Annotated in this window: 13 protein-coding genes; 2 read left to right on the forward strand and 11 right to left on the reverse strand. The window is 66.7% G+C overall.

All coding sequences use genetic code 11. From position 1 onward, the window contains the following. On the forward strand, positions 1 to 981 hold the full coding sequence (locus ACZ1H8_RS00180) for a phytanoyl-CoA dioxygenase family protein (protein ID WP_465179398.1): 981 nt from the start codon (positions 1 to 3) through the stop codon (positions 979 to 981). Positions 982 to 983: 2 nt separating this feature from the next. Here the strand turns inward: ACZ1H8_RS00180 and ACZ1H8_RS00185 are convergent, their stop codons facing one another. The 7 genes from ACZ1H8_RS00185 to ACZ1H8_RS00215 all read right to left on the reverse strand — a co-directional run bounded on the left by ACZ1H8_RS00185 (position 984) and on the right by ACZ1H8_RS00215 (position 7837). Next, positions 984 to 1868 carry a helix-turn-helix domain-containing protein gene (locus ACZ1H8_RS00185; RefSeq protein WP_465181450.1) on the reverse strand — a complete coding sequence of 295 codons (885 nt, stop codon included), beginning with the start codon at positions 1866 to 1868 and terminating at the stop codon, positions 984 to 986. Positions 1869 to 2099: 231 nt separating this feature from the next. Beyond that, positions 2100 to 3113, reverse strand: coding sequence for a quinolinate synthase NadA (nadA, locus tag ACZ1H8_RS00190; RefSeq protein WP_465179399.1), 1014 nt, complete (start codon positions 3111 to 3113; stop codon positions 2100 to 2102). Between the two features lie 51 nt (positions 3114 to 3164). After that, on the reverse strand, positions 3165 to 3938 hold the full coding sequence (locus ACZ1H8_RS00195; protein ID WP_465179400.1) for a hypothetical protein: 774 nt from the start codon (positions 3936 to 3938) through the stop codon (positions 3165 to 3167). A gap of 78 nt (positions 3939 to 4016) precedes the next feature. After that, entirely contained in the window at positions 4017 to 4790 is a 774-nt protein-coding gene (locus ACZ1H8_RS00200; protein WP_465179401.1) for a DUF4230 domain-containing protein, read from the reverse strand. Beyond that, positions 4772 to 5632 carry an MBL fold metallo-hydrolase gene (locus ACZ1H8_RS00205; protein ID WP_465179402.1) on the reverse strand — a complete coding sequence of 287 codons (861 nt, stop codon included), beginning with the start codon at positions 5630 to 5632 and terminating at the stop codon, positions 4772 to 4774. Before ACZ1H8_RS00205 ends, ACZ1H8_RS00200 begins: the two co-directional genes overlap by 19 nt. Before the next feature lie 250 nt (positions 5633 to 5882). Next, positions 5883 to 7472, reverse strand: coding sequence for a M56 family metallopeptidase (locus ACZ1H8_RS00210; RefSeq protein WP_465179403.1), 1590 nt, complete (start codon positions 7470 to 7472; stop codon positions 5883 to 5885). Then, a complete protein-coding gene (locus tag ACZ1H8_RS00215) occupies positions 7469 to 7837 on the reverse strand; it encodes a BlaI/MecI/CopY family transcriptional regulator (protein ID WP_346245788.1) in 369 nt (122 codons plus the stop codon). The genes ACZ1H8_RS00210 and ACZ1H8_RS00215 overlap by 4 nt, the downstream gene beginning before the upstream one ends. 193 nt (positions 7838 to 8030) lie before the next feature. On the opposite strand from ACZ1H8_RS00215, the gene ACZ1H8_RS00220 reads away from it, so the two are divergent. Next, positions 8031 to 8957: a carbohydrate kinase family protein gene (locus tag ACZ1H8_RS00220; protein WP_465179404.1), complete on the forward strand. Its 927-nt coding sequence runs from the start codon at positions 8031 to 8033 to the stop codon at positions 8955 to 8957. Positions 8958 to 9212: 255 nt separating this feature from the next. Here ACZ1H8_RS00220 and ACZ1H8_RS00225 read toward each other — a convergent pair whose 3' ends face one another. The 4 genes from ACZ1H8_RS00225 to ACZ1H8_RS00240 form a co-directional block, all read right to left on the reverse strand. Beyond that, the gene (locus ACZ1H8_RS00225; protein WP_465179405.1) at positions 9213 to 10544 is read right to left on the reverse strand and encodes an SPOR domain-containing protein; all 1332 of its coding nucleotides are present in this window, start codon (positions 10542 to 10544) and stop codon (positions 9213 to 9215) included. A 10-nt stretch (positions 10545 to 10554) separates the two neighbouring features. Beyond that, a complete protein-coding gene (locus tag ACZ1H8_RS00230) occupies positions 10555 to 11142 on the reverse strand; it encodes a hypothetical protein (RefSeq protein WP_465179406.1) in 588 nt (195 codons plus the stop codon). A gap of 1 nt (position 11143) precedes the next feature. Further along, entirely contained in the window at positions 11144 to 11860 is a 717-nt protein-coding gene (locus tag ACZ1H8_RS00235) for an AAA family ATPase (protein WP_465179408.1), read from the reverse strand. A gap of 102 nt (positions 11861 to 11962) precedes the next feature. After that, a complete protein-coding gene (locus tag ACZ1H8_RS00240) occupies positions 11963 to 12775 on the reverse strand; it encodes a hypothetical protein (RefSeq protein ID WP_465179409.1) in 813 nt (270 codons plus the stop codon). Positions 12776 to 12804 lie beyond the last annotated feature (29 nt).

Here is a 12804-nt window from a genome sequence, read left to right on the forward strand (position 1 = left end):
ATGTTCGATACCACCACCACCCGCGAATGGATGCGCGGGCTGCGCGCCTGGGTCGACGGAACCACCGGCCGCGGCCCCCGGCAGCCGCTCGACATGGCGGCGCGGGTCCGGCTTGATATCCTCGGCCTCGGGCTCGGCCAGGCGCTTGGCCACCTCCATCGCCAGCGGCCCGATTATGACAGCTTCGAAGACTGGGTCAGGAGCGTCACAGGCCTGCCCGACCCGGAGGCGATCGAGCGCTATCATGCCTGGCTGGACGGCGCGCCGCCGCCCGAGGCGACACAGCGCCGGTTCGACGCGATCAGCGCGATGCCCGACGTCCTGTCGCCCGAAGATATCGCGCATTGGGACGAGCACGGCTATGTCATCCTGCGTCAGGCAATTTCCGCCGACGAGGCCGCGGTCATGGCCGCGCTGGTCTACGAAACCATAGGCGCCCGGCCGGATGATCGGGCCAGCTGGTATGGCCGCGAGAACACCATCATGATCGAACGCTTCCAGGGCCCCGGACTGGATGCGGCGCGCCGGTCGCCGCGCGTGCACAAGGCATTCGCCCAGCTATGGGGCACGCCCGACCTCTGGACGATCATCGACCGGCTGGGTTTCAATCCGCCGGTCGCTCATGTCGCACCGGGGCTCGGCATCCGCCGCCACTGGGACGTCAGCCTGGCCCTGCCGATTCCCTTCGCGACCCAGGCCATCCTGTACCTGACCGACACCGCGCCCGATCAGGGCGCGATCGAACTCGCGCCCGGCTTTCATCGCAGGATCGAGGCCTTCCTTGCCGAGCATCCCGAAAACCCGCGTGATGTCGATCTGAGCGGCGAGACGATCTTCGTGGGCGGCAATGCCGGCGACATGGTGATATGGCACCAGGCGCTGCCTCATGGCGCCAGCCCCAATCACAACCAGGTGCCGCGCCTCGTGCAATATGTGAACATGTATTCGGCCGACCTCGTCCAGGCCGAGGAATGGCGCTGACCTCAGTGGAACGGCGTCGGCTGGGGTCGTGACTCCAGATAGCAGCGCGCCGGATCGTCGAACCGGAACCCGCCTGCCGCCAGCCGATCGAAGATCTGGCGGGTATGGTCGTTGCTAGTGCGGCTGGCGGCGATCGTCGCGATATCTTCTTCGGCGGGGGTCGACACGATCACGCCATCGGGCATCCGCACTAGCGCCCCGCCCTCGATCAGCAGGTTCACCCGCCGCTGCGCCGTCGAGGCCGGCAACCCCAGCGCCCGCGCAATGAAGCTGGCCGGCACCGGGACGCGCATTCCGTCCAGCGGCGGCGCGTCGAACTCGGCAAAGCGCAGCGCAACGTCGCGATCATAGACGAACGGACGGGCGTTTGCGCACAGGATCGTCGCGACCAGCACCAGGTCCAGCCATGACGGAAACCGCCAGGCGTGGAATTCGAGGCCGGTGAGCAGGATATCATGCGCCGCGACCAGGCCGGTACGCCAGTCATAGCGGACCGAGGCCCGCGTCTTGGGCAACGGCATGTCGAACCACGCCATGTCCTCGATCAGCCGGACCAGCACGTCATGATGAATGCGGAACTGTGCCGCGACGTCGGGCCGCGAATGGACCACCGCCGGCACCATCACCCCGGCTGCCGTCCGCACGCACAGGCCGTCGTCGATCAGCGCGTTGACATGCCGGCGCACCGTCTCGAACGGACGCGACATCGATGCCGCCAGCGCATTGATGCTGATCGCCCGCCCCTGGCCCCGCCCTTCCGGCACGGCATGGCCGCCCGACAGCCCGGACAGGATACCGCTCTCGCGAGCGATCGCCATGAACAGGATTGCGCGATTGACGTCACCGTCAAAGGCACGAATGCTCGAGGCCGACGCGGTTGCGTGCATCTCGGCCAACAGCCGGGCAAGCAGGCGCCCTCCGTCTCCGCGCAGGACGGCACCGTCAGCGTGTCGAGGCGAGAGTTGCGTATGCATTGGCATCGCAGCTTGACCAAAGAACATGAACGGACAACCCGAAAACCTCAATTTGAGTAGGTCCGGAGTGATCCATGATCAGAACAGGTGGGCAATATGTCGCCGGTCGGCTCGCTCAGCCGACCGGTCTGACTGTTATCCGGGTCAGTCGCCGCTGGCGATCTTCACCGGGCCCAGGTCTCCCATGCCGACCGTGGCGCTGGCCATCGCCAGCATGCGGTCCAGGCTCTTTCGGGCCTTCAGCCGCATGCCTTCCTCGATCTCGATCCGCGGCTCGAGATCACGCAGCGCCAGATACAGTTTCTCCATCGTATTGAGCGCCATGTACGGACAGATGTTGCAGTTGCAGTTTCCGTCCGCACCCGGCGCGCCGATGAAGGTCTTGTGCGGAACCGCCTTCTCCATCTGGTGGATGATGTGCGGTTCCGTTGCGACGATCAGCGTGTCCGCATCCATCGCCTGGGCATAGGCCAGGATTCCGCTGGTCGATCCGACATAGTCGGCATGGTCGATCACATGCGGCGGGCATTCGGGATGCGCCGCGACCGGTGCGTCGGGGTGCTGCGCCTTAAGCTTCAGCAGCTCGGTTTCGCTGAACGCCTCGTGGACGATGCACACACCCGGCCAGAGCAGCATGTCGCGGTCCATCTTGCGGTTGATGTATCCGCCCAGATGCTTGTCCGGCCCGAAGATGATCGGCTGGTCCTTCGGGATCTGCGACAGGATCTTTTCGGCCGACGAGCTGGTGACGATGATGTCGCTCAGCGCCTTCACCTCGACCGAGCAGTTGATATAGGTCAGCGCAATGTGATCGGGATGCTGCGCGCGGAAGGCGGCGAACTGCTCGGGCGGACAGCTGTCCTCCAGGCTGCACCCGGCGTTCATGTCGGGCAGCACGACGATCTTCTCGGGGCTCAGGATCTTGGCGGTCTCGGCCATGAAGCGCACGCCGCAAAAGGCGATGACATCGGCATCGGTTTCCGCGGCCTTGCGGCTGAGGTCCAGGCTGTCTCCGACGAAATCGGCCAGATCCTGAAGCTCGGGCTTCTGATAATAATGCGCCAGGATGACGGCGTTGCGCTCCTTGCGCAGCCGGTCGATCTCGGCCCGCAGGTCGAGCCCCGAGAGGCTACCGCCGATACCGTTGCGTGCGTCCATTGCCGATCCCTTCCTTGTCGGGGCTGCACATGGCCCGACAGGCTCGCCGGATCAAGGCATTGGCGGAAAAGGCGGATAGGCATAGCCCGGAACGGCCGCCGCTGGCGTGCCCGCCACGACGGCTGCATAGAGCGCCTGCCCGAGCGCACTCGCCGAGATCAGGGTGATCGCGGCATGCCCCGCCAGCATCGCGCCGACGCCCCACCACCAGGCGGGATGCACCCGACCGGTCCGCCGCGTGTCGGCAATCATGCCGATTGCCGGCAGCGTCAGCATGCCGATCAATACGGCCCATCCCGCATAGGGGATCAGCAGCGGGAGCGGGAGCAACCGGCCAAAGGCTGGCGCGCAAAGGTACGCCATGCCGCAATAATGCAGCCGGCGGTGCCAGTCGGTCCGGCGCCGAAGCCGGATCGCGGCGACCGTCAGCCCGACGAACACGACCAAGGTCATCGGGTTCATGATCAGGAAATAGGCGGGCGTGAAGAAGAACGGCACCGCCCCGCGCTGGACCAGGGCCAGCGTGACGGTCACGCCGACGCACACCATCACTACCATCCACCCCATCGCGATCCAGCCGAGCGTGCGGTGCAGCGCCAGCCGCCCGCTCGCCCCGAACCAGGTCTGCAGCACATAGATCAGGATCCAGCCGAAGAAGATCACTGCATGGGCGTGAATGAGCAGCGGCGCGCCGAAACTGGATCGGCCCATCGCGAAATGAAATGAAAAGCCGATGATGTTCAGGCCGGCAATCACCAGCGCCATCGTCACGAAGAAACGGTCGTCGCGTGCGACTTGCGGTGCATGGCCGATAAGTGTCGCCATCTTCAGGTCCCCCCGGACTCGCTGGCGATCAACTTACCGCATCACCGACATCTTCACAATCGGGAAGACGGGCCCGCTTCAGCGCATATTTGCGATGACGTCCTCCGGGCGACGCGATTCATCCCAGCGTTCGCCGTCGCGGACCGGCTCGTCGGCGAAGCGCACCGTCACTTCCGCCTTCAGCCCCGCCGCGCGCAGCGGCATGGCGAAGCTGCTCTCGACCGCGCGCTGCGTCGCATCGCGGGCCAGCCGCATCGGCATCGGCTCGCGCGCTTGGCGGACCAGTTCCTTCTGACCCGCCTGGCGATTGGCATCGTCGAGCCGCTTCTCGACATCGGTCAGCGTCATCAGGATGCCGCCCTCGCCATAGCTGCGGATATTGTCGATATCGACATCGGGCCCGACGACCTCGACCGGCGGCAAGGTGATGGTCAGGCGTCCCGTCGACTTGTCATAGACCACGTCCTTCTGCCGCAGCTTGGCCAGATCGACCTCGTAGCGGACATTGCCCGGCATGATCATCGTCTTCTGCGCGCTGAGGCCCAGCCGGCTTTGCGACGAGGTGACGACGGCGACATAGCGCGCGGCAAAGGTCGACAGCCGGTTCTGTTCGCGCAGCCCCTGGAGGCTGGACGTCGCGATCGTCTCCGGATCGGGCGCGAAGAAGCGCTGCTTCAGATAATCGCTCGCCGCCCAGGCCGCGAGCACGAGCACCAGGATGCCAGCGACAAACCCCGCGATCAGCTTCAGGCAGCCGCCGCCCAGCCCGTCGCCGCGTTCGGGACCGATCGGGTCTTCGCGTCCGGTCGGCACCGGGCCGTCGAACCCGCTGCTCAGGCTGCGATCCGCCATGTCTCTCCTTCCGCCTCGACCAGCCCGCGGTCCTTCAGGTCGATCAGATGGGCAAGCACCGACCGTCCGGCCGCGCCGATCAAACGCGGGTCCAGCCCGACATACATGCGCGCGACCAGCGCGGGGATATCCTCCAGCCCGCCGCCCAGCAGCCGCAGGATCTGCCCCTCGCGCTGCTTTCGATGCCCGATCAGCCCGCGGACAAAACGGTGCGGCCGCTCGACCGCGTCGCCATGCGCCGGATAATAGATCTTGTCCTGATCGCGCTGCATCAACCGGTCGAGGCTGCGCATGAACGCTGCCATGTCGCCATCGGGCGGCGCGATGACCGTGGTCGACCAGCCCATGACATGATCGCCGGTGAACAGCGCGCCATTCTCGCGCAGCGCATAGCAGAGATGGTTCGACGTATGGCCCGGGGTCGCCACCGCCTCCAGCGTCCAGCCCTCGCCTGACAGCGTCTCGCCATCCACCAGAACCCGGTCGGGCGCATAATCGGTATCGAATGCCGCGTCGGCGCGCGGGCCGGCATCGGCAAGTGCCAGCGGCGCACAGCCGATGATCGGTGCACCGATTGCGACCTTGAGTGGCCCCGCCGCCGGGCTGTGATCGCGATGGGTGTGGGTGCACAGGATGGCGCGAACCGGACGCCCCGCGATCGCCGCCAGGATCGCATCGACATGGTCGGGCAAATCCGGACCCGGATCGATCACCGCAAGATCGGTGGTCCCGACCAGATAGGTCTCGGTGCCGGTATAGGTATAGGGCGAGGGATTGGGAGCCAGGATGCGCGTCACGAGCGGATCGAGCGCTTGCGCTAGGCCGGTCGGGGCATCGATCATGGATTCGATGTGGCCCGTCGCGGCAGCGAACACAAGGCCATGGTCGAATTGCGATATCGCCCCGCCTGCCCCGTCAGTCAGATTGGAAAGCGGGGCCGACCGCGAAGGAGCGTCGGCCGACCCCGTCCCAGAGACGCTCGAAAAGGGGCATCAACGAGCGTCTCCCCCTGGCTTGCGGACGGGCTTCCCCTCCCGAAAGCCAGCCCGGTCGGATCGGTCACCCCGGCGACCGATCCGGATCCTGCGATGATCAGTTCATGCTGTTGGCGCGGGCGCGGGCACGTTCCTGCTGAACCTCGGCCAGCGCTTCGTCGATGCCCTTCAGCGCCTGCGCCTTGGCCTCGGCCGACATGGTCGCGTCCCGCGCAACCGAGCTGCGGGCGCTCCTCAGGCCTATCAGCGCGCTGTCGAGGCCCCTGTCACGGCTCAGCACCGCCAGGACGCGGGCACGTTCTCCCCGCATCGAACCCTCGACGCGCGCCATGTGCTCGATCCGGTTGGTGCAGATGATCGTGACCGGCTTCTTGCCATCCTTCGACGGCCGCGAGATCACCATCTCGCCGGTTATGGGGCCCTTTGTGCATTTTTCGGAGCGAATATCCGGCATCATCGCCTCGATCTCGATCCTGCTCGGGATGTCGATATCGGCCACATCGACGCCAGGACGATTGATGACGACGACGCGGCGTTTTTTGTCGTCCTTGCCGTCGTCCTCGTGCCGGGTGACCGCGTCGCGATCGGTCATGCGCTCGCCCTTGGGCGCCGCTTCGACGGGCTCGGGAGCGGCCGGCGCTGTGGCGGGTACCGCCGGGGCCGGAGCCTCAGGCTCGGCAGGCGCAGCGGGCGCATCCTGCGACAGGGTGATGCCGGTCGCAGCCTCGACCTTCGACGTCAGGCGCTCCGCGGCCTGGCTGCCCGATGCGGTCAGCCCAAGTGCGGCGAGCGACAGCGCCCCCAGCCCCAGGGCACCCGAAGCGATACGTGCGGGGGACGTTTTCCGGGTCTTCGAAAGCATGCGTAACCTCCCTTTGATTTCGTTGATCGTGTGCAGATGACATGCCGCCGAGACCGCACCCCCATGCGCGGACTTGACGATTGCGCGGCCATAGGCGTGGCGCAGCGCCGCTTCGCGGCCGGCGAGCACCAGGGCATCGCAGGCCATTTCCTGGTCGGCGCGGAAGGCGCGGAAGGCCCGCCAGGCGACCGGGTTGAACCAGTGGAGGGCAAGCACGATCAGCGCGACCCAGTTCGCGATCAGGTCGCCGCGGACATGATGGCCAAGCTCATGCGCCAGGGCCAGCGCGCGCTCCTGCTCGTCATAGCGTTCGGTGAAATCGCGCGGGAAGGCGACATATTTGCGCCAGATTCCGAAGGCGAGCGGACCATGGGCGGCGTCGGTCTCGATCACCCGCACCTTGCCCTCCGCCACGGTGCGGTCGACCCGCGCCCGGCTGAGCAGGCGGGAGCAGAAGCGGCCATGCGCGATCAGATGATAGCCGAGAAACGCCGCCGCACCCGCAGCCCAGATCATCGCCGCGACCAGCATCCAGTCGATCGCCGGTGCCGCGGGCGCGGCGCTCGATGCCGCGGCGATCGGGGCGTCCGCACCCGTGTCGATCACATAATAGGTGATGACGTCGCTCATCGCCGCGACCGGGGCCGCGCTCTGCTCGCGCCAGCTGTCGGGCAGCGGCGGCAACAGCATCCGCAGCACCGGCAGCAGCCATAGCGCATAGGCGAGCCCGGGGCCGAACGCGCGGCGCACCGGCGCACGGATCGCCAGCACCAGCAGCATCAGCAGCGTGGTGGCGACGAAGGTCTCCGCGATCCAGGCGCTCATGACTTGAGGTCCTTCAGCAGGGCCTCGATCTCGGCGATGTCCTGGTCGGTGATCTCGTCCCGCTCGGCCAGATGCGCGACCAGCGGCGTCAGCTTGCCGCCGAACAGCCGGTCCATCAGTCGGCGCGATTCACCGGCGACATAATCGGCGCGTTCGACCAGCGGGCGATAGAGGTAGCGACGCCCCTCTTCCTTATGGGCGATGACATTCTTGGCGAGCAGGCGACCGAGCAGCGTCTTGACGGTATTGGCGCTCCAGCCGCGTTCGGTCGGCACGCGTTCGGCCACTTCCTGTGCGCTGAGCGGCGATGTGTCCCACAGCACTTCCATGACGGTATGCTCGGCGTCGCTGATGCGTTCGGTCATCTTCACCCCTTCCAATGACTACACCTGTAATCGGCACGTTTACGTCTGTAGTCAATGGGCTGAATGCCGGGTGAACGGAATATGACGGGGTTGACGAAACCGCGTCGCTGCCCTCTCCCCGCGCGAGCGGGCCCGTTGGACCGCACCGTACCCACAGGAGGCTGTCATCGTCGGAATTATCGCCCATGCGCCCGTGGACCTGGTCGCAGAGGTGGACGAGTCGCTTCTCGATCGGTTTGCGATCCGCAAATTGCTCTGCACGACCATTCCGGTCGATCGCAGCATCGAACTGGGCGAGGAACTCGCCGACGGGGCGATCGCCCCGCGTCTGCTTCCCGGAGGCTGCGGCGCGAACATGGCCTCCTGGCTCGCCCGGCTGGGCAGCGATACGGCGGTTGTTGCACCGTTCGGCAACGATTCGCCCGCCGACCTCGCGCGCGGCGATCTCGAAGCGCGCGGCGTCCGCATCGTCGGCTTCGACTATGACGGCCCGCATTCGGTGATCTACACCCTCATCACCTCGGACCGCGAACGCACCTTCGCCGACTATTGCCACGGCGTCGATTATGACCTGTTCGACAGCGCCGCGCGGCTGGCCGACGAAAAGCTGGTTTCGATCGACGGCTATCTCCTCTTGAGGCCAGGCGCCGAACGCGGCGTGCGCGCCTATCTGGAGCGGGCGCGGCCGGCGGGCCAGCAGATCGTATTCTGCCCTGGTGACGTCAGCGTGCTGGCCGATGCGGCGGAGATCGCCACGTTCATCCTCCATCGCAGCGACCATCTGCTGATCAACCGCAATGAGGCGGCGGCATTATTCCCCGGTCTGACCGACGAGCAGGTCGCGACCGAATTGAGGACTCGCGGGATTTCCGGCGCGATCACCCAGGGCGAACATGGCGCCTTCCTGTTCAACGCCGATGAATGGCTGCACATTCCCTCGGCCAGCCTCGGTCGCCCGATCGCGAACACCAATGGCGCCGGGGATGCATTCGCCTCGGGCTATGTCCACGGCATCGACAAGGGCATGCCGCTCGAGGCGATCGCGACGCTTGCGACGCAGTGTGCTGCCGAGATCCTGATGACCGAAGCCGCGCGTCCGCCCAGGCCCTCAGGCACCTGAGTGTCGGCCGACTTTACAGTTCGAACGCTCGCCGAACAGCGTTAACCATCGTCGGCGGCGGAAATACCCGCTTCCCCGTTTCTGGCACGACCGATGCAAGGACGGCGACATCCAGAGCGTTCAACGCTTCATTCAGGGCGGGTCGACCAGCTTCACGGTCTCGCGTCGACCCGCCCGACCCGGCATCCCTTACCCCACAAACGAAAAGGGCCGGAGCACTGCTCCGACCCTTTCGCAATCGACCTGGATGCTGGATCAGCGCGCAGCGACCTGCGTCGAGCGCCGCTCCGCGGTCCAGTTCGCCGCCTGATCGCCCGATTGCGCGCGGACGAAGCAGTTGCCGCCCCGGCTCCGCACCGTCGTGCACAGCGACACCGCATCCGCCCGGGCGAAGCCGCCGACCGACAGGCGGTACAGCGTCGCACCCGAGGTCCGGACAGTCATGCCCTTCGGTGTGTAGCGTGCAAGTGCCGGCACCCGCGCCGTTGTCCGCCGCCACGCGTCACGGGCGATCTCGGCACTGTCAAATGCGCCCAGCTGGACCACCCAGTCGCCCTTGGCCGGGGCCGCCGCCACGCGCACCGCCGCGACCGGTGCACGCGCGGCAACGGCCGAGCGTATGGCCGGTGCGCGAGCCGGCGTACGAGCCGGAATTGCCTGAACGACCTCGGTTCGCGGGCCGAACACCACCGATGAGCCGGTGCCTGCGAGCTGGGTGGCGCTATCGGCCGGCGGGGCCACGCTGGTGGCAGGTGTCGCGGCGGCGACTGCGACGGGCTCAGCGTCCGCCTTGCCGGGCATATAGGCGTCGATCGGATCGGGCGCCTTTGCCGCCGCCATTGCCGGCTGGCGTGCCAGCGCCAGCTGTATCGGCTGTCCCGGATCCTCCACCGCGCGTACGCCGAGCAACGCGGCGACCTGGTCATAAGCATTGGTCGGACGCGAGAAACTGGCCCATTGCATGATCCGCGCATCGAGCTGATCGCCGGGGACATCCATCGCCGCGACGTTCTTCGCGTCCTGCCAGCGTCCGGCAAGTGCGAGGGCCAGCGCATAATTCTGCCGGGTCTTGGCCGTCGCATCGGCGGCACGCACCGCCGGCACCAGGATCTCGATCGCCTTCACGGGGTCTCCGGCCAGCGCATAGGCCAGTCCGCGGTCCCCGACCTGGATCGTCGCCTGATGCGTGTCGAGCGTGGAGCGCGCGCCAGCCCAGTCGCCCTGCGCGATCTGGGCCAGCGCATAGTTCAGCGCGACACCGCCGTTGGACGGGTCGAGGCTCAATGCCTCGCCCAGAGCGGTCCGTGCCGAAGCGAACCGTCCGCCAAGCAGATAGGCCTGGCCCAGCAGCGCGCGATACTCGGCATTCTGCGGCGCGTTGGCGACCGCTGCCTCGGCGCGGGGAATGGCGCTCTGCGCATTGCGCCGGGCAATCGCCTTGCGAGCGGCCTGGGCTTCGCTGGCTGCCTTTTTCGGATTTTCACTGGACGCGGCGGTCGCAATCATGCCCGGAAGGCCGGCTCCTACCACCGCGCCGGACAGGACGAGAATCGAGAGACCGATCGGCATCAGGGTGCGGCGTTTCATCGTCATCCCCTCAATGGCTGGTCGTGATGTCGAGCTGGCCGGCAAGCGCATCCATCTCGGCAAGCGACTCGAGAAACGCGTCCAGCGCCTCGGTCACCAGTTGCTGCGCCGACCGGTTGGTCACGGCCGAGGCAAGGCGCAGGCGCAGGTGCCGGTTCTGGTCGAGCCGAAGCGTGAACGCCGCCCTGGCCTTGTCGGTGCGTGCACGCGAGGCGACCTGCGCATCGCGGATCATCCGGGCCAGGATCTGCGGCTGCACCGACGACGGCGCGGGCTGCTCGACGTCGTCCTCAGACTTTGCGGCGACCGGCGTGTCCGCGATCGGCGCGACTTCGGGCGTCAGCTGTTCCTCCAGCACCACGCGCTGGCGCACCATCTCGGGTATTGGCTGAGCCGCAACCGGCGCGACGGGCGCCGGGGCCAGCATCGGCTGCGGCGGATAGCTGCGATCCTCACCCATGTCGTTCCAGCCGAGATCCTCGCCGGTGTACGACAGGTGGGGAACGAACCCCTGCGGGCGCATGGCCGGGCGCGCCTGGCCCTTGCGGGCGAGCAGGCTGGACGACAGCGATGCGATCGGTTTGTTAACGCCGCTCATCTCAGCTCACCACCCGGCGGCCGAAGCCACCGCCCGTTTGTCGCGCACCGAACTGGCTGACCGGGGTCGAGGGGACCGAAAAGACCGTGCGCCGGAAATTCTTCTCCAGCCGGTCCGACACATAGTTCCACAGCTGGGCAACCTCGGCCGCCGACTTGCCCTTGGGATCGGTTTCCATGACCGTGCGCCCGTCGATCATCGACGAGGCGAAGTCGGTGCGGTGATGGATCGTCACCGGCGCGACCGTGCCGTGCTGCGACAGCGCGACCGCAGCCTCGGAGGTGATCCGCGCCTTCGGCGTCGCTGCGTTGACCACGAAGATCAGCGGCTTGCCGGCGCGTTCGCACAGATCGACCGTGGCGCCCACGGCGCGCAGGTCGTGCGGGCTCGGCCGCGTCGGAATGACGATCAGCTCGGCGACCTGGATGACGCTCTGGATCGCCATCGTGATCGCCGGCGGCGTGTCGATGACTGCGGTCCGGAAGCCCTGCTGGCGGAGGATCTCCAGATCTGCCGCCAGCCGCGCGACCGTGGTCTGCGCGAACGCCGGATATTCCGTGTCGCGCTCGTTCCACCAATCGGACAGCGACCCTTGCGGGTCGATGTCGATCAGTACGACCGGGCCACTGCCGGCAAGCTGTGCCTGCACAGCCAAATGCCCGCTCAGCGTGGTCTTGCCAGACCCGCCTTTCTGCGATGCCATCGCCAGGACGCGCATGTATCCCCTCGAATTCAATGATCCTGATCGAAGGATGGCAGCGCCGGAATAAGATTGGGTTAATGGAGAAAACAGGGAGCAGACGGGGATCGGTGCGACCGTTCAGTCGCCCGATCGTGCGCTATCCTCTGCTCGGTTCATATCGCGGTACTCGATGCGGACTCGCACCATTACACCGAGTACAGGCTTACCACCGACGCGCGGTGGCCGAACCCGGAATTGCCAAGCCGCCTGTCGCACCGCCCCAGCATAGCGAGAGCCTCGGGGATAATCGGCGAGTTCCGTGCAGTCTTCAAGCCGATTGTTAGCCGCCATCCGGCAGGCAATGACCCCCCAGCCCGGACCGACTTTCTTTGGCCTATAGAGATCAAGCTCGGCCGCAGTTGGTACTCGAAGGAGCTCGGCGGCATAGAGCGGTTCGCCATTCGGAGCCTGACCGACGATCTGGCTGTCGCCTGGCATCCGCCCGCTTTCAGGCGATGCGGCCGCAACCGCCGTGGCATCGGGCTTGATTGACTGCTGCCGACCGACATCCGTCGCGGCATAGTCCCGCTTGGGCAGCCACAGCACATCCGCCTTGGGCACGGGCGGTGTCGGCGGCGCTTCGGGCGGCGGCGTCACATCGGGCGGGACCGGTCGCTCCTCGACCAGCTTTTCGGACGACTTGGTCGGAGCTTTCTGCTCGGCCTGCTTCGTCTCGCTCGAATCGGCTTCGCTATCCGCGTCCGCGCCGCTCACATCGAACGCGAGCGTGTCCGGCGCGCCGAGCTTGGGCTCGGGTTTGGGCATCAGCGCGAACAGGAAGATCAGGATCAGCAGCAGCTCGATGCCGATCGCCAGCACGAACGCGGCCCCGCGCTGGCCGAGCTTCGCCCGGATCCGTTCCCGCATGGTCAGCTGCTCGCCGCTACTCATCGTCGAACGCAACCCGACCCCGCCATGAC

Source organism: Sphingomonas sp. BL-S-25 (genome assembly GCF_055521555.1).

Excerpts from the sequence above, each read along its gene's own strand:
- ACZ1H8_RS00205 (WP_465179402.1), bottom strand. The coding sequence starts at position 5,632 with ATGATCGATGCCCCGACCGGCCTAGCGCAAGCGCTCGATCCGCTCGTG.
- ACZ1H8_RS00230 (WP_465179406.1), bottom strand. The coding sequence starts at position 11,142 with ATGAGCGGCGTTAACAAACCGATCGCATCGCTGTCGTCCAGCCTGCTC.
- ACZ1H8_RS00240 (WP_465179409.1), bottom strand. The coding sequence starts at position 12,775 with ATGAGTAGCGGCGAGCAGCTGACCATGCGGGAACGGATCCGGGCGAAG.
- ACZ1H8_RS00235 (WP_465179408.1), bottom strand. The coding sequence starts at position 11,860 with ATGCGCGTCCTGGCGATGGCATCGCAGAAAGGCGGGTCTGGCAAGACC.
- ACZ1H8_RS00225 (WP_465179405.1), bottom strand. The coding sequence starts at position 10,544 with ATGAAACGCCGCACCCTGATGCCGATCGGTCTCTCGATTCTCGTCCTG.
- ACZ1H8_RS00215 (WP_346245788.1), bottom strand. The coding sequence starts at position 7,837 with ATGACCGAACGCATCAGCGACGCCGAGCATACCGTCATGGAAGTGCTG.
- ACZ1H8_RS00195 (WP_465179400.1), bottom strand. The coding sequence starts at position 3,938 with ATGGCGACACTTATCGGCCATGCACCGCAAGTCGCACGCGACGACCGT.
- nadA (WP_465179399.1), bottom strand. The coding sequence starts at position 3,113 with ATGGACGCACGCAACGGTATCGGCGGTAGCCTCTCGGGGCTCGACCTG.
- ACZ1H8_RS00200 (WP_465179401.1), bottom strand. The coding sequence starts at position 4,790 with ATGGCGGATCGCAGCCTGAGCAGCGGGTTCGACGGCCCGGTGCCGACC.
- ACZ1H8_RS00180 (WP_465179398.1), top strand. The coding sequence starts at position 1 with ATGTTCGATACCACCACCACCCGCGAATGGATGCGCGGGCTGCGCGCC.
- ACZ1H8_RS00210 (WP_465179403.1), bottom strand. The coding sequence starts at position 7,472 with ATGAGCGCCTGGATCGCGGAGACCTTCGTCGCCACCACGCTGCTGATG.
- ACZ1H8_RS00185 (WP_465181450.1), bottom strand. The coding sequence starts at position 1,868 with ATGCACGCAACCGCGTCGGCCTCGAGCATTCGTGCCTTTGACGGTGAC.